This window comes from Streptococcus gwangjuense, from assembly GCF_003627155.1.
Lineage (GTDB): Bacteria > Bacillota > Bacilli > Lactobacillales > Streptococcaceae > Streptococcus > Streptococcus gwangjuensis.
In genome coordinates this window covers 900601-916256 of the sequence record NZ_CP032621.1, presented here as the reverse complement: position 1 = coordinate 916256, position 15656 = coordinate 900601, and the positions used below count along the sequence as shown (strand labels likewise).

15 protein-coding genes are annotated in these 15656 nt (G+C 36.0%); 13 read left to right on the top strand and 2 right to left on the bottom strand.

Annotated elements, in window-relative coordinates; genetic code table 11:
* Window positions 1–88 precede the first annotated feature (88 nt).
* The 12 genes from D7D53_RS04570 (at window position 89) to pezT (ending at window position 10517) form a co-directional block, all read left to right on the top strand.
* Entirely contained in the window at window positions 89–679 is a 591-nt protein-coding gene (locus tag D7D53_RS04570; RefSeq protein WP_061864149.1) for a thymidine kinase, read from the top strand.
* Window positions 676–1755: a peptide chain release factor 1 gene (gene prfA, locus D7D53_RS04565; protein ID WP_061864148.1), complete on the top strand. Its 1080-nt coding sequence runs from the start codon at window positions 676–678 to the stop codon at window positions 1753–1755. Before D7D53_RS04570 ends, prfA begins: the two co-directional genes overlap by 4 nt.
* The gene (gene prmC, locus D7D53_RS04560; RefSeq protein WP_061864147.1) at window positions 1755–2591 is read left to right on the top strand and encodes a peptide chain release factor N(5)-glutamine methyltransferase; all 837 of its coding nucleotides are present in this window, start codon (window positions 1755–1757) and stop codon (window positions 2589–2591) included. Before prfA ends, prmC begins: the two co-directional genes overlap by 1 nt.
* On the top strand, window positions 2575–3177 hold the full coding sequence (locus D7D53_RS04555) for an L-threonylcarbamoyladenylate synthase (protein WP_061864146.1): 603 nt from the start codon (window positions 2575–2577) through the stop codon (window positions 3175–3177). Before prmC ends, D7D53_RS04555 begins: the two co-directional genes overlap by 17 nt.
* A gap of 1 nt (window position 3178) precedes the next feature.
* Window positions 3179–3610 carry a GNAT family N-acetyltransferase gene (locus tag D7D53_RS04550; RefSeq protein ID WP_061864145.1) on the top strand — a complete coding sequence of 144 codons (432 nt, stop codon included), beginning with the start codon at window positions 3179–3181 and terminating at the stop codon, window positions 3608–3610.
* Window positions 3611–3659: 49 nt separating this feature from the next.
* A complete protein-coding gene (glyA, locus tag D7D53_RS04545) occupies window positions 3660–4916 on the top strand; it encodes a serine hydroxymethyltransferase (protein ID WP_120770269.1) in 1257 nt (418 codons plus the stop codon).
* A 7-nt stretch (window positions 4917–4923) separates the two neighbouring features.
* Window positions 4924–5898 carry a nucleoid-associated protein gene (locus D7D53_RS04540; RefSeq protein ID WP_162927871.1) on the top strand — a complete coding sequence of 325 codons (975 nt, stop codon included), beginning with the start codon at window positions 4924–4926 and terminating at the stop codon, window positions 5896–5898.
* Complete coding sequence (pmp23, locus tag D7D53_RS04535; RefSeq protein WP_120770267.1) at window positions 5898–6512, top strand: cell wall hydrolase Pmp23; 615 nt, start codon at window positions 5898–5900, stop codon at window positions 6510–6512. Before D7D53_RS04540 ends, pmp23 begins: the two co-directional genes overlap by 1 nt.
* Before the next feature lie 73 nt (window positions 6513–6585).
* Window positions 6586–7560, top strand: coding sequence for a DUF1002 domain-containing protein (locus D7D53_RS04530; RefSeq protein ID WP_001227769.1), 975 nt, complete (start codon window positions 6586–6588; stop codon window positions 7558–7560).
* A 73-nt stretch (window positions 7561–7633) separates the two neighbouring features.
* Complete coding sequence (gene rlmD, locus D7D53_RS04525) at window positions 7634–8995, top strand: 23S rRNA (uracil(1939)-C(5))-methyltransferase RlmD (RefSeq protein ID WP_120770266.1); 1362 nt, start codon at window positions 7634–7636, stop codon at window positions 8993–8995.
* A gap of 287 nt (window positions 8996–9282) precedes the next feature.
* Complete coding sequence (gene pezA / locus D7D53_RS04520) at window positions 9283–9759, top strand: type II toxin-antitoxin system antitoxin PezA (RefSeq protein ID WP_000579616.1); 477 nt, start codon at window positions 9283–9285, stop codon at window positions 9757–9759.
* Window positions 9759–10517, top strand: a complete 759-nt coding sequence (pezT, locus tag D7D53_RS04515) for a type II toxin-antitoxin system toxin PezT (RefSeq protein WP_000405378.1) — start codon at window positions 9759–9761, stop codon at window positions 10515–10517. Before pezA ends, pezT begins: the two co-directional genes overlap by 1 nt.
* 395 nt (window positions 10518–10912) lie before the next feature.
* Here pezT and D7D53_RS04510 read toward each other — a convergent pair whose 3' ends face one another.
* On the bottom strand, window positions 10913–11809 hold the full coding sequence (locus tag D7D53_RS04510) for a tyrosine-type recombinase/integrase (protein WP_050088029.1): 897 nt from the start codon (window positions 11807–11809) through the stop codon (window positions 10913–10915).
* A gap of 91 nt (window positions 11810–11900) precedes the next feature.
* On the opposite strand from D7D53_RS04510, the gene D7D53_RS04505 reads away from it, so the two are divergent.
* The gene (locus tag D7D53_RS04505) at window positions 11901–14180 is read left to right on the top strand and encodes a tetratricopeptide repeat protein (RefSeq protein WP_050088027.1); all 2280 of its coding nucleotides are present in this window, start codon (window positions 11901–11903) and stop codon (window positions 14178–14180) included.
* Here D7D53_RS04505 and D7D53_RS04500 read toward each other — a convergent pair.
* On the bottom strand, window positions 14164–15405 hold the full coding sequence (locus D7D53_RS04500; RefSeq protein WP_120770265.1) for an aminotransferase class I/II-fold pyridoxal phosphate-dependent enzyme: 1242 nt from the start codon (window positions 15403–15405) through the stop codon (window positions 14164–14166). The two genes, D7D53_RS04505 and D7D53_RS04500, sit on opposite strands and share 17 nt — an antisense overlap.
* Window positions 15406–15656 lie beyond the last annotated feature (251 nt).

The window sequence follows — 15656 nt, the reverse complement described above, 5'->3', positions numbered from 1 at the left end:
TTTACCACATTTTGCCGTTTAAAGCTTAAGAAAATTATGATATACTAGAATGTAGCAAAAATTTAGAAATGGACGTGAAGCAAGAAACATGGCACAGTTGTATTATCGTTATGGGACCATGAACTCTGGTAAGACGATTGAGATTCTCAAGGTGGCCTATAACTATGAGGAGCAAGGAAAAGGTGTTGTGATTATGACCTCGGCTCTGGATACTCGTGACGGTGTTGGTTATGTGTCGAGTCGAATTGGCATGAAACGCCCTGCCATTGCGATTGAGGAAACGACGGATATCTTTGGCTATATCCGAGACCTACCAGAAAACCCTTACTGTGTATTGGTTGATGAGGCTCAGTTTCTCAAACGTCACCATGTTTACGACCTAGCTCGTGTTGTGGACGAGCTAGACATACCCGTCATGGCCTTTGGTTTGAAAAATGACTTTCGCAATGAACTGTTCGAAGGTTCCAAGTATCTCTTGCTCTTAGCAGACAAGATTGACGAAATCAAGACCATTTGTCAGTATTGTAAGAAAAAGGCGACTATGGTTTTGCGTACACAGGATGGACTGCCCGTTTATGATGGTGAGCAGATTCAGATTGGTGGCAATGAAACCTATATCTCGGTTTGCCGTAAACATTATTTCGCACCTGAAATCAATAAGGAGAATGAAGAAAAATGAACATCTATGATCAACTACAAGCTGTAGAAGACCGTTATGAAGAATTAGGAGAATTGCTCAGTGACCCTGATGTCGTTTCAGACACCAAACGTTTTATGGAGCTTTCAAAAGAAGAGGCTTCAACTCGTGATACAGTAACAGCCTACCGTGAGTACAAACAAGTCCTGCAAAACATCGTTGATGCTGAAGAGATGATTAAGGAATCAGGTGGAGACGCTGACTTGGAAGAAATGGCCAAGCAAGAACTCAAAGATGCCAAGGCTGAAAAAGAAGAATACGAAGAAAAACTGAAAATCTTGCTCCTTCCTAAAGATCCAAACGATGACAAGAATATCATCCTAGAAATCCGTGGAGCAGCTGGTGGTGATGAAGCAGCACTTTTCGCTGGAGACCTTTTAACTATGTACCAAAAGTATGCGGAAGCTCAAGGATGGCGCTTTGAAGTTATGGAAGCTTCTATGAACGGTGTTGGTGGTTTCAAAGAAGTGGTTGCTATGGTTTCGGGTCAATCTGTATACTCTAAACTCAAGTATGAATCAGGTGCCCACCGTGTGCAACGTGTCCCTGTAACAGAGAGTCAAGGCCGTGTTCATACTTCGACAGCGACAGTGCTTGTTATGCCTGAAGTGGAAGAAGTTGAATACGATCTTGATCCAAAAGATCTTCGTGTTGATATCTATCACGCCTCTGGTGCTGGTGGACAGAACGTCAATAAGGTTGCGACTGCCGTTCGTATTGTTCACTTGCCAACCAATATCAAGGTTGAGATGCAGGAAGAACGTACCCAGCAGAAAAACCGTGAGAAGGCCATGAAAATCATCCGTGCGCGTGTTGCTGACCACTTTGCACAAATTGCTCAGGATGAACAAGACGCTGAGCGTAAGTCGACAATCGGTACTGGTGACCGTTCAGAACGGATTCGTACTTATAACTTCCCACAAAACCGTGTCACAGACCACCGTATCGGCCTAACCCTCCAAAAACTAGATACGATTTTATCTGGTAAATTGGACGAAGTTGTGGATGCCTTGGTTCTTTATGACCAAACACAAAAATTAGAAGAATTAAACAAATAATGAAATTAGCTCAATTATTTTCAGATTTTGAAGAAGAATTGATAAGACAAGGAGAGGAAGCTGAAAGCCTCTCTTTTGTCTATCGTAGCCTGAAAAATCTTTCTTTTACTGACTTTGTTTTTGCTCTTCAGCAGGAAGTGACGGAAGAGGAAGAAGTATTTGTAAAAGGAATTTTCCAACAGTTAGTAGCTCATAAACCGGCACAGTATATCATCGGACAGGCAGATTTCTTTGGTATGCAGTTAACAGTTGATGAGCGGGTTTTGATTCCTCGTCCAGAGACAGAGGAGTTGGTGGAGCTTATCTTGGCTGAAAATCCTGAGATGAATCTATCAATTTTGGATATAGGTACAGGTAGTGGAGCTATTGCTCTCGCCTTAGCAAAAAACAGACCGGCTTGGTCAGTGACAGCAGCGGATATTTCTCAAGAGGCTTTAGAAATAGCTAGCGAAAATGCTAAAAATCAAAAAATTAATATATTTTTTAAAAAATCTGATTGTTTTGCAGAAATTTCTGAAAAATATGATATAATTGTATCCAATCCACCCTATATCTCTCGTGAAGATGAGTCAGAGGTAGGTTTGAATGTTTTGCATTCAGAGCCTCACCTAGCTCTCTTTGCAGATGAGGATGGTTTAGCTATTTACCGTAAAATTGCGGAAGATGCAAAAGACTATCTCAAAGATGGTGGTAAGATTTACCTTGAAATTGGATACAAGCAAGGTCAAAGTGTTCCTGAACTTTTTAGGAAGCATCTTCCTGAAAAGAGAGTACGAACACTAAAAGACCAATTTGGTCAAGATAGGATGGTTGTAGTTGATGATGGACAGGATTAGACAAGAATTGGAAAAGGGTGGGGCTGTTGTTCTGCCTACTGAGACAGTTTATGGTCTTTTTGCTAAAGCTCTAGACGAAAAAGCAGTTGATTATGTATACCAGCTCAAACATCGTCCTAGAGACAAAGCTCTTAACCTAAATGTTGCTTCTATAGAGGATATCTTGTACTTTTCTAAGAATCAGCCAACCTATCTTCAAAAACTTGTAGAGACTTTTTTACCAGGTCCCTTGACCATTATTCTCGAAGCTAATGACAGAGTTCCCTATTGGGTTAATTCTGGTCTTGCAACTGTTGGATTTCGGATGCCCAGTCACCCTATCACACTTGATTTGATTCGAGAGACAGGTCCCTTGATTGGGCCGTCTGCTAATATCTCAGGTCAGGCAAGTGGAGTGACCTTTAGTCAGATTCTAGAGGATTTTGACCAAGAGGTTCTGGGGCTGGAAGACGATGCTTTTCTAACTGGACAGGATTCAACTATTTTGGACTTGTCTGGAGACAAGGTGAAAATCTTACGCCAAGGGGCCATTAAGCGAGAGGATATTCTTGCTCAGTTGCCAGAGATTTCTTTTGAGGAGGAATGAGATGCTAAGAGATTTACAAGAAACAGATGTGAAAGCTATATGTGACATCAACCAAGAGGCTTTGGGTTATTCTTTTAGTCCAGAGGAAACAGCTAGTCAATTAGCTAGATTATCTCAAGATTCCCATCATTTCCTTCTTGGTTATGAGGATGCAGCCAGCCATGTCTTGCTGGGATATGTCCACGCTGTGGTTTATGAATCCCTTTATTCTAAAGCAGGATTTAATATCTTAGCCTTAGCAGTTTCTCCTCAAGCACAAGGGCAAGGTATCGGTAAATGCTTACTGCAAGGGTTGGAAGACGAAGCAAAAAGACGTGGTTATGGGTTTATCCGCTTAAATTCTGCCGATCATCGTCTGGGTGCTCATGCATTTTATGAAAAAGTTGGTTATACTTGTGATAAAATGCAGAAACGGTTTATTCGCATCCTTTAGTTTATTTTCTTAAACTAAATGACCTGTCACATTATAAAGGAGAAGACCTATGATTTTTGACAAAGATGATTTTAAAGCATATGATGCTGATCTCTGGAATGCTATTGCAAAAGAAGAAGAACGCCAACAAAACAATATCGAGTTGATTGCTTCGGAAAACGTCGTTTCCAAGGCTGTTATGGCAGCTCAAGGGTCTATCTTGACGAATAAATACGCCGAAGGCTACCCAGGACGCCGTTATTATGGTGGAACTGAGGTGGTGGACGTTGTAGAGACTCTTGCTATTGAACGCGCAAAAGAAATTTTCGGTGCAAAATTTGCTAATGTTCAACCTCACTCTGGAAGCCAAGCTAACTGTGCGGCATACATGGCCTTGATTGAGCCAGGTGATACCGTTATGGGGATGGATTTAGCAGCAGGTGGACACTTGACCCACGGAGCTCCAGTTAGCTTCTCAGGTCAAACCTACAACTTTGTTTCTTATAGTGTAGATCCTGAAACGGAACTCTTGGATTTTGATGCTATCTTGAAACAAGCTCAAGAAGTAAAACCAAAATTGATCGTAGCAGGTGCTTCAGCCTATTCTCAAATTATCGACTTTTCAAAATTCCGTGAAATTGCTGATGCTGTTGGGGCTAAGCTCATGGTCGATATGGCCCATATTGCTGGTTTGGTTGCGGCTGGTCTTCACCCAAGTCCAGTTCCATACGCTCATATTACTACAACAACGACCCACAAAACCCTTCGTGGACCTCGTGGTGGTTTGATTTTGACCAATGATGAAGATTTAGCTAAGAAAATCAACTCAGCTATTTTCCCTGGTATTCAGGGGGGACCTTTGGAGCATGTTGTTGCTGCTAAGGCAGTTTCCTTCAAAGAAGTATTAGATCCAGCCTTCAAGGAATATGCTGCTAATGTTATCAAAAACAGCAAGGCTATGGCAGATGTCTTCTTGCAAGACCCTGATTTCCGTATCATTTCTGGTGGGACTGAAAACCACCTCTTCCTTGTTGATGTGACTAAGGTTGTAGAAAACGGAAAAGTTGCTCAAAACTTGCTGGATGAGGTCAATATTACCCTAAATAAAAACTCAATCCCTTACGAAACCTTGTCCCCATTCAAAACAAGTGGTATTCGTATTGGAGCAGCAGCCATTACTGCACGTGGATTTGGTGAAGAAGAAAGTCGCAAAGTGGCTGAACTCATCATTAAAACCCTTAAAAATGCAGAAAATGAGGCTGTCTTAGAAGAAGTGAGAAGTGCAGTCAAAGAATTGACAGATGCCTTCCCATTATACGAGGACTAAAACTTTTATGGACATTTATATTAAGAAAGCCATTATTCACCAGTTCAGTCCGGATGATACCGAGCTGTTACTAGCGGATAAGTTTCTCAATATTACTCCAAAAATCGAAGAATACCTGCGTAAAAAAATTGAACGTGTGTATTCAGATGAAGCCAAGACTGGGATTTTCGAAGAAGAAAATCCCTTCTTCAATCACATCACAGACGATTTGTTGGAGGCATCAGTAACGCTGGCTAACCTCTGGAAAGAGGAGTTCAGCATTTCAGAAAATCTCAAGACCAATGACTTGATTTTTGTGCAATTTACTAAAGAAGGTGTAGAACATTTCGCTTTCTTGCGAATTGCCCTGCGGGAGACCTTGACCCACCTCGGTGGAGAAGTTGATAATCCAATCAAGCTAACTCAGAATAACTTGCCTGGATTTGGAACGGGTGCTGACGAGGCCTTGGTAGTCAATCTTCAGAGTCGCAAGTACCATCTGATTGAAAAACGAATCAAGTACAACGGGACTTTTTTGAACTATTTTTCAGATAATCTTCTTGCTGTCGCTCCTAAAATTTCTCCTAAGAAATCCATCAAAGAACTGGAAAAAACAGCCCAGAGAATTGCCGAATCTTTTAATACAGATGATTTTCAATTTCAATCTAAGGTAAAATCAGCGATTTTCAACAACTTAGAAGAAAGCAATGAATTGTCGCCTGAGAAATTGGCCAACGACCTTTTTGACAATAATCTGACTGCTCGTTTGAGCTTTATTGATCAAGTTAAAGAAGCTGTCCCAGAGCCTGTTCAATTCGATGAAATTGATGCCAGTCGCCAATTAAAGAAATTTGAAAACCAAAAACTCTCCTTGTCAAATGGAATTGAGCTCATCGTTCCCAATAACGTCTATCAAGACGCCGAGTCTGTTGAGTTTATCCAAAACGATAATGGAACCTACTCTATCTTAATCAAAAATATCGAGGATATCCAAAGTAAATAATGTTTAAACGAATTCGAAGAGTGCTTGTACTAGCAGTCTTCCTTTTTGCTGGCTATAAAGCTTACCGCGTTCACCAAGATGTCAAGCAAGTCATGACCTATCAACCCATGGTGCGAGAAATCTTGAGTGAAAAAGACACCCCAGCAAACGAAGAGCTTGTGCTCGCTATGATTTATACCGAAACAAAAGGAAAAGAAGGCGATGTCATGCAGTCTAGTGAGTCTGCAAGTGGTTCCACCAACACCATCAATGATAATGCCTCTAGCATTCGGCAAGGCATTCAAACTCTGACCGACAATCTCTATCTGGCCCAGAAGCAGGATGTAGATGTTTGGACGGCTGTTCAAGCCTATAATTTTGGACCTGCCTATATCGATTTTATCGCCCAAAATGGCAAGGAAAATACCTTGGCTCTGGCCAAACAGTACTCTCGTGAGACTGTTGCTCCCTTGCTTGGCAATACCACTGGAAAGACTTATAGTTATATTCACCCCATTTCCATTTTTCACGGTGCCGAACTCTATGTAAATGGAGGAAACTATTATTATTCTAGACAGGTGCAACTCAACCTTTACATCATTAAAACTTTCACTCTCTTTTCGACATCTGGCTAGTCCAGGTGTTTTTGCTATAAGTTTTCTTTAAGATAGATATATTACTCTAGAAAGGTAAAGGAGGAAATTCCCTATGAGAAAGAAACTCTTTCTGACTAGTGCTGCGGTCTTGTGGGCAGTAACAGCTATGAATAGCGTCCATGCAGCAACAGATGTTCAAAAAGTCATCGATGAAACCTACGTTCAACCTGAATATGTCCTAGGTTCATCATTGTCTGAAGATCAAAAAAATCAAACCCTTAAAAAACTAGGCTACAATGCCTCAACAGACACCAAAGAACTCAAGACCATGACACCTGATGTCTATTCTAAGATTATGAATGTTGCCAATGACTCAAGTTTACAGTTGTATTCATCAGCCAAGATTCAAAAACTAGGTGACAAATCGCCACTTGAGGTCAAGATTGAAACACCAGAAAACATCACGAAGGTGACTCAGGATATGTACCGCAATGCAGCAGTAACCTTGGGTGTAGAACATGCTAAAATCACTGTGGCAGCACCTATTCCAGTTACAGGTGAGAGTGCCTTAGCCGGGATTTACTATTCGCTGGAAGCTAATGGAGCCAAGGTGCCACAAGCCAATAAAGACTTGGCTCAAGAAGAGCTGAAGGCTTTGTCAGATATCAATGCTGAAAACAAGGACAAGTCAGGCTATGATGCTAATAAATTAAACGTTGCCCTAGCCGATATCAAGTCAGGACTCGCCAAAGCTAAAGAAAGTAAGGGAAATCTGACAGAAGAAGATGTCCGCAAAATCGTTGAAGATACCTTAAAAAATTACAAACTTGATCAGGTTATAACAGGAAACCAGATCAATATTATCATCAATTTTGCTTTGAATCTCTCAAAGAGTGATATCCTCAGCAATGCAGACTTCACTAAAACACTGAATGACCTGAAACAAAGCATCGTATCACAAGCTGGCGACAGTTTTAAAAATATCAACCTTAACTTTGATGCTGATAAGGCACTAGAGGACGGTGGGAACTTCTTAAGCTCCCTTTGGCAGGCCATTGTCAACTTCTTCAAGAGTTTTGGTTCTTAAGAAATTTCATGGTATAATAGATGGTAACCGTAACGTTGCCGTCTTTTTTGTCGGCCAATAGAAAGAGAAGAGAATGTTAAAGAAAAATGATATTGTAGAAGTTGAAATTGTTGACTTGACCCATGAAGGGGCAGGAGTTGCCAAGGTAGATGGTTTGGTCTTTTTTGTAGAGAATGCTTTACCGAGTGAAAAAATCCTCATGCGTGTCCTCAAAGTCAATAAAAAGATTGGCTTTGGGAAGGTTGAAGAATACCTTGTCCAATCACCACACCGTAATCAAGATATAGATTTGGCTTACCTGCGTTCAGGAATCGCGGATTTAGGTCATCTTGCCTATCCAGAACAGCTCAAATTTAAAACTAAGCAAGTCAAGGACAGTCTCTACAAGATTGCTGGATTTACTGATATAGAGGTTGCTGAAACGCTAGGAATGGAAAATCCAGTCAAGTACCGCAACAAAGCACAGGTGCCTGTTCGTCGTGTTAATGGTATCTTGGAAACTGGATTTTTCCGTAAAAATTCCCACGACATCATGCCTTTGGAAGATTTCTTTATCCAAGATCCTGTGATTGATGAGGTAGTTGTAGCCCTACGCGACTTGCTCCGTCGTTATGATTTAAAACCTTATGATGAAAAGGAACAATCTGGCTTGATTCGTAATCTTGTGGTACGTAGAGGTCACTACTCAGGACAAATCATGGTCATTTTGGTGACAACTCGTCCGAAGATTTTCCGAGTGGAGCAATTGATTGAACAACTAATCAAGCAGTTCCCAGAGATTGTTTCTGTCATGCAAAATATCAACGACCAGAACACCAATGCGATTTTTGGTAAGGAATGGCGCACCTTTTATGGACAAGACTTTATCACTGACCAGATGTTGGGAAATGACTACCAAATCGCTGGACCAGCTTTTTACCAGGTCAATACTGAAATGGCTGAAAAGCTCTATCAAACAGCCATTGACTTTGCAGAGTTAAGAGAAGATGATGTGGTTATTGATGCCTATTCTGGTATCGGAACGATTGGCCTCTCTGTTGCCAAACATGTCAAAGAAGTTTATGGTGTTGAAGTTATTCCAGAAGCAGTTGAGAATAGCAAGAAGAATGCCCAACTGAACAATATTTCAAACGCCCACTATGTCTGTGATACAGCTGAAAATGCTATGAAGAATTGGCTCAAAGATGGAATTCAACCAAGCCTTATCCTAGTGGATCCACCAAGAAAAGGACTCACAGAAAGCTTTATCAATGCAAGTAGCCAAACAGGTGCTGAACGCATTGCCTATATTTCCTGTAATGTTGCGACCATGGCGCGTGATATCAAACTCTACCAAGAATTGGGATATGAGTTGAAGAAAGTCCAGCCGGTTGACTTATTTCCGCAAACGCATCATGTGGAGTGTGTAGTGTTGCTACAAAGAAAAAAAGGGTGAAAATCCTTGATTTCAAGCTATTTCACAAGCATTTTGTCTTTGTAGATAAAGGCAATTTTGACATCAAAAAAATCCTAAAAAGGCACATAGATGTAAATGTATTTGTAGATATCGTTTGCGTATCGGAAAAATGAATACAACAATAAATATTTATCTAAGGAGAGAACAATATTCAATTGTTCTCCTTTTTATTATAGCTTGAAGCCATAATAAGAAGCAACGCACCAATTTTGGTGCGTTCTGCTTTTTTATGCTATAATGGATTTAGAAAAATAAAGGAGTTTGCCATGATTGGAAAGAACATAAAATCCTTACGTAAAACACATGACTTAACACAACCCGAATTTGCACGGATTGTAGGTATTTCACGAAATAGTCTGAGTCGTTATGAAAATGGAACGAGTTCAGTCTCTACCGAATTAATAGACATCATTTGTCAGAAGTTTAATGTATCTTATGTCGATATTGTAGGAGAAGATAAAATGCTGAATCCTGTTGAAGATTATGAATTGACTTTAAAAATTGAAATAGTGAAAGAAAGAGGTGCTAATCTATTATCTCGAATCTATCGTTATCAAGATAGACAGGGAATTAGCATTGATGATGAATCTAATCCTTGGATTTTAATGAGTGATGATCTATCTGACTTGATTCATACGAATATCTATTTAGTAGAGAATTTTGATGAAATAGAGAGGTATAGCGGCTATTTGGATGGAATTGAACGTATGTTAGAGATATCTGAAAAACGGATGGTAGCCTAATGGAAATCCAAGATTATACCGATAGTGAATTCAAACATGCTTTAGAGAGGAACCTTCGCTCTCTGACAAGAGGAAAAAAGTCCAGTAAGCAACCTATAGCGATTTTGCTTGGAGGGCAAAGTGGTGCTGGTAAGACTACAATTCATCGAATTAAACAGAAAGAATTTCAAGGAAATATTGTTATCATAGATGGCGATAGTTTTCGTTCTCAGCATCCACACTATTTAGAACTGCAGCAAGTATATGGTAAAGATAGTGTTGAATACACTAAAGATTTTGCAGGCAAAATGGTGGAGTCTTTAGTAACAGAATTAAGCAATTTGGGATACAATCTTTTGATAGAGGGAACTTTACGAACAGTTGATGTTCCAAAGAAAACAGCACAACTCTTGAAAAATAAGGGATATGAAGTACAATTAGCCTTAATTGCAACAAAGCCTGAGCTGTCCTATATAAGTACTCTTATCCGTTATGAAGAACTGTACGCCATCAATCCAAATCAAGCACGCGCAACTCCAAAAGAACATCATGATTTCATTGTAAATCATCTAGTTGATAATACCCGACAGTTGGAAGAACTAGCTATCTTTGAAAGAATTCAAATTTATCAACGAGATAGAAGTTGTGTACATGATTCAAGAGAAGATAAAATTTCAGCAGCAGATATTCTTCAAGAGTTACTGTTTGGGGAGTGGAGTCAGGTAGAGAAAGAGATGCTTAAATCTGGAGAAGAAAGATTTAAAGATTTAACTAATTGAAATAGTTGTTAGAACACAAATTTTAAAATATAGTCTACTTATAACTTTTGTTAGTTGTTTAATTAAGGTGGGCGAAAATTTTTTAGAACCAAAAAACGCATAATCTCAGGTGTTGAAAAACTTGAAATTATGCGTTTTCTTGTGGGAAGATTTACTCCATTTTCTTCAGGAATTGAGATTTTGCCCATCTCTTTTTATTATATTTAAGGATATTTGAAAGATATATTTTAGAAAAACAATTATGGAGTTCTTAAATACAGAATATATTATAAATGCTGATTCAAAGTGAAGTTTTATATGTTTTTTGATTTTGTTGAGCATAAAATCTATTAACTAAATTCGAACTACAAAAATTAATTTTAGATGAACTAAACTGTAGGCTTTGGAAAGTTCTCTTATTCGATTTCAGAATGAATCGCTGATACAGGATTAAAAGAACTAAGTATTTCTTTTTGTTTTGAATGAGATACGTGAGTATAGATTTGTGTGATTGATATAGAACTGTGTCCAAGAATTTGTTGAATGTATCGAATATCTACATCATTATCTAGAAGCATTGTCGCAAAGCTATGTCTAAACATATGTGGTGTAATAGTTTTAGATAAGCTATTTTGTTCAACGATTCTCTTTATAACTAAACGTACACTTTGCTCTGACAATGGTTTAAGAGAATGTTTCCCTGGAAACAAGAAATCATTTGATTCATTTCTTGTTTTATTTATATATGTTTCTAATAAATTGAATGTTTTTTGATCTCCTAAAAATAGGATACGTTCTTTCTTACCCTTTCCTATAATATGGAGTGTCTTATTGGAAAGATTAATATCTTTGAGATGAATGTGGCAAAGTTCAGAAATTCTGATGCCTGTTGAAAGTAAAAGTGAAATAATTAGTAGATTTCTTTCAGCGTGTTGTTTTTGATAGTCAGTTTTAGATACAATTACTTTCCGTTCTAAATATATAAAAATGCTTTTCAGAATGTCATACGGAATCGTTTTAGGCAATACTTTTTCAGTTCTAAATTGAAAGCGCAATTGATTGAAGGGATTCTCTTCAATTATGTTCTGGTATTTTAGATAGTTATAAAACACCTTCATACAAGCAATTTTTCTTCTTAATGTATTCGTTTTTATGTTAGATCGTGTCAACTGTTCTATATAGGATTCGACATTATCATAGTCTGAGTTATAAAATTGCATAAGATCATTCTTATAAGCGCGAATCGTGTGCGAACTCAAACGCTTATGAGTTTTGCAATAATCTAAGTAAGTAGAAATAAGTTTATAATCCATAAAAATCTCCTTTATCAATAATCATGCTATTATAAACCTATTTAGGTGCTTTGTATAGCGATAATAAATTGTTATCGGTAGGAGATGTTTTATGTATTACGGTCGAGATACTGAAATAGAAGAATTAAAACAGCATTTTAAATTTTCTAGTAATGATAAAAATAGTTTATATATTATTAATGGTTTAAGTGGTAGTGGTAAAACCGAGCTAATCAAAGAGGTTTGTCAACGAGTTTACAGCCATGATAAAGAAGCCTTTATTCTCTACATTGATGTTATAAATGATGGGTTTGAAAGTAATAAATTTTTTGAAAATCTACTAAAAGGAGCGTATGTCCCAACACAATTCAGAAGAAATCTATGCTTATCAATACCTCAAAAATATTCGTTTTCAAATTATTTAAGAAAACAAAAACTAACAAATCTAACTCTGAAACATAGTCTTAGGTTAATCAGATCGTTTATTGCGTTCGATACAACTTACAAAAAAGTAATTGATTATCCTTGGGAAGAAGTTATTACTGAAATAAAGGAGGGAATATTTGAAAATGATTTATATTTAAGATATTTCAGTCATGTTTCAAAAAAAATCCGTCTTAATATTATTATTGATAATTATCAATTTTTATCTGAAGATATAAAAATAAAATTTGAAGATGACTTTAATACACTTCAAAGCGGAATCTCTTTAACAATTATAAACCGAACAAATGATAAGTTAAAATCGATTGATAAACTAGATACATTGGACAATTATACTCCTACTGTATTAAATTTATCGTATCTTACTGAGGATGAGTGTAAATTACTAATAAGAAATAAAATTGCTTTACTTGATAATGTCAAATTGAATCAAATCTGGCAGATAACACAAGGTAATTATAAAGATATTGAATTAATTATTAACAGACTTATTGATAATCCAAATTCAGAATTATTTAATATTTCTGATATATATGACAAACTTCCAGATATTCAAAAAAATATACTTATCATATCATCAATTTTTCCTGCTGGTATGAAAAAAGATATAGTTTTTAACTACATTAAATCTATATTAGACGAAAATACTGAAGTAGCTGATTCTCTAAAATCCCTTATTGATGCAGGTTTTGTCTATATTAATGGTGATACAAATGATAAAATCAAAATTTCACACGAATCAATTGTAAATGGTATTTTAAATCACACAAATGCTTCTGATCTTCAATTAGTAACCAACAATCTAAAAATATATTTAGAGCAAACTATCCTATCTATAGGAGTTGGTGGCGAGTTAGCTTATTTAATTCACTGCTTAATAAATATATGTAATATTGAAGAGTTGCGGCAAAATGTAGAATATATCAAACAGTTACTTGAAATCGAATACAGGAAAAATTCATATTTTTACATTGTATCTTTGAGTAAGAAGATACTTCATTTAATAGAATTATTACCCGAAAAATACTTACATTATATGTTGAACTCGTACCAGTGGATTTCTGATTTTAATGGAGGTTTAGCTATTTTAAACAGTCTTCAAAAAGATAATTATTCAAAAGATTTACAGCTATACTATCCTAGATTTCAAATTCAAAAATATGAATTTGAGGAGGCGCTAAAATCACTGGAAAAGTTAGAAAATTGCTCTGGAACATTACTCTACAAGCTAAATGCTTATGGTCATTTAGGTAAAGATCGAGAGGCAATTAAACTCCTTAATGAAAGCATGAATTCTGTAGAAAAAGACGACTTCTATTATATTATTTTACGAAATTCTGCTCATTATTTCCCAACTAAAGAAGCTACCGAAAATCTCAAACTAGCATTGGACTATTTTCAACGTAATGAATATCAAATACCTGTTGCAACAGTATATAATAATTTAGGTGTTGTTAATATCTGGGACGGAGAATATGATATAGCTTTAGAGAATCTAAATAAGGCCATAAAAATACTAAAAAAATATGATTCAAATGAAATTTTTGAACCATATTGTAATAAATCAATTATTTTTTTGATGAATAAAAATTATCAACAATCTCTGAAGTTTATAAATAAATCACTTCAAGAATGTCCTAAAGCTTTGACCTTAGATATTAGGATGCTCAAGTTAAACAAATTAATTATTGAATTGATTTCTGAAAGAATCTCTTTTACAGAATTTCAAAATTCACTAAGAAACTTTGAGGAAGAAATTCCACTCATAGACGATCCTTGGTATAAATTTCAAATAGTATACAATTTACAACAATTTGATGATATTCCTTTTGTTTGTGAAAAAACTTATATTGATGATTATCAAGACGGACTCACTAAATACTATCTGTTGATTCCTTACAAAAAATATAATTTCTGTATAGGTCTTTCTCCTAATTGGAGATATTAATTTGTTCATGGTACTTGCGAATGAGATCTAAATATATGGAATAATCATATTGTTTATATTTTAATAAATTAGCTACTAGTTTAGCTAATTTTTTAATATCATCATCAGTATAGGATAAATTTGTAATTCCGATTGTTCCTAATCTTATTCCTGAAGTCGTCATTGGTCCGTGTGTATCATTTGGAATTTGATTTCGGTTAACTAATATTTTATGTTGAAAAAGTAGATTCTCTGCATCCTTACCACTCAAGTTTAGATTCAGTAGATTAACTAAAATTATATGAGTCTTTGAGTTTTTATAAACAACATCAACCCCTTCTTTACTTAATTGTTTTATAAACAATAAAGTATTTTTTATAACCTGTTGTGCATAATCTTGAATATCTATTGATAATAATTTGATTAAACAGATACATTTCGCAAATAATGCATTTTGTGTAGGACCTCCCTGTATTCTAGGAAAAATTGAATTAGTTATTTTTTCTTCAAATATAGAACGATACATTAGTACTCCTCCTTGAGGCCCACGTAAACATTTATCCATTGTAAAAGTAACGAAATCGACATATGGAAAAATCGACTTATGTAGCTTTGCCATAATATATAAAACACTATGGCAAATATCCGCTAAAATAAGGGTATTGGGGCTAACCTCTTTTATAATTTCATAAATTTGTTGATAATTAAATTCATTTCCATACGATGAAGCACCAATAATAATCAATTTAGGTTTATATTTATCTAATAATTCCTTTAATTCGATATAATCAATATTTAAATCATGATCTAAGTGATAATATTTTACAGTACCTTTGCCTGTATAAGTGTGTGAAATATGTCCTCCGTCTTTTGGAGATAACGATAAAATATAATCGTCACTTTCTAAAACACAATTATAGACTATTTGGTTAGCCTGAGTTCCTGAATGTGGTTGCACATTAACTCTATAATCACCAGGATTTAAATCAAAAAGTTGAAGACACAATTCTTCTGAATATATTTCAATATTATCCAATGAAGTACAATGAGGAAAAAAGCGTTTTTCAACAGCTCCCTCTGTTGGCAGAGTAGCGAGAGGGAAACTTTGAATCTCTAATACTTCGGTGAATGGATAGCTAATACATGCAGCAAGATTTATTACGCTATTCTGTTCTTGGTTATATGAATCAAGAATTTTATTTAACTTCTGATAGATTTCACCTTCAAATTTATTAATTTTATACACTGACTTCTCCTACCGATAACAATTTATTATCACCAGTATACCATAAATTCATCTTTAGTAGCTTGATTTGTATAATGATTTTTTTAGTTAAAAATAGTATGAAAATCTAGTTATCCGTATAAACACTGGACTTATCACACTTTATCAAGGTCGAAACCAATCAATTTACTACTAATTTACTACTTATGAATGAGCTTTGATACGACGATTTACCCTTGAAAAGTGAAGAAACAAAGATACTTCCAATAAAA

Bases quoted from the DNA above. Each gene is read 5' to 3' on its own strand.
- pezA (WP_000579616.1), top strand. From the start codon at position 9,283: ATGATTGGAAAGAACATAAAATCCTTACGTAAAACACATGACTTAACA.
- rlmD (WP_120770266.1), top strand. From the start codon at position 7,634: ATGTTAAAGAAAAATGATATTGTAGAAGTTGAAATTGTTGACTTGACC.
- D7D53_RS04555 (WP_061864146.1), top strand. From the start codon at position 2,575: ATGATGGACAGGATTAGACAAGAATTGGAAAAGGGTGGGGCTGTTGTT.
- prmC (WP_061864147.1), top strand. From the start codon at position 1,755: ATGAAATTAGCTCAATTATTTTCAGATTTTGAAGAAGAATTGATAAGA.
- prfA (WP_061864148.1), top strand. From the start codon at position 676: ATGAACATCTATGATCAACTACAAGCTGTAGAAGACCGTTATGAAGAA.
- D7D53_RS04505 (WP_050088027.1), top strand. From the start codon at position 11,901: ATGTATTACGGTCGAGATACTGAAATAGAAGAATTAAAACAGCATTTT.
- D7D53_RS04510 (WP_050088029.1), bottom strand. From the start codon at position 11,809: ATGGATTATAAACTTATTTCTACTTACTTAGATTATTGCAAAACTCAT.
- glyA (WP_120770269.1), top strand. From the start codon at position 3,660: ATGATTTTTGACAAAGATGATTTTAAAGCATATGATGCTGATCTCTGG.
- D7D53_RS04530 (WP_001227769.1), top strand. From the start codon at position 6,586: ATGAGAAAGAAACTCTTTCTGACTAGTGCTGCGGTCTTGTGGGCAGTA.
- pezT (WP_000405378.1), top strand. From the start codon at position 9,759: ATGGAAATCCAAGATTATACCGATAGTGAATTCAAACATGCTTTAGAG.
- pmp23 (WP_120770267.1), top strand. From the start codon at position 5,898: ATGTTTAAACGAATTCGAAGAGTGCTTGTACTAGCAGTCTTCCTTTTT.
- D7D53_RS04540 (WP_162927871.1), top strand. From the start codon at position 4,924: ATGGACATTTATATTAAGAAAGCCATTATTCACCAGTTCAGTCCGGAT.
- D7D53_RS04550 (WP_061864145.1), top strand. From the start codon at position 3,179: ATGCTAAGAGATTTACAAGAAACAGATGTGAAAGCTATATGTGACATC.
- D7D53_RS04570 (WP_061864149.1), top strand. From the start codon at position 89: ATGGCACAGTTGTATTATCGTTATGGGACCATGAACTCTGGTAAGACG.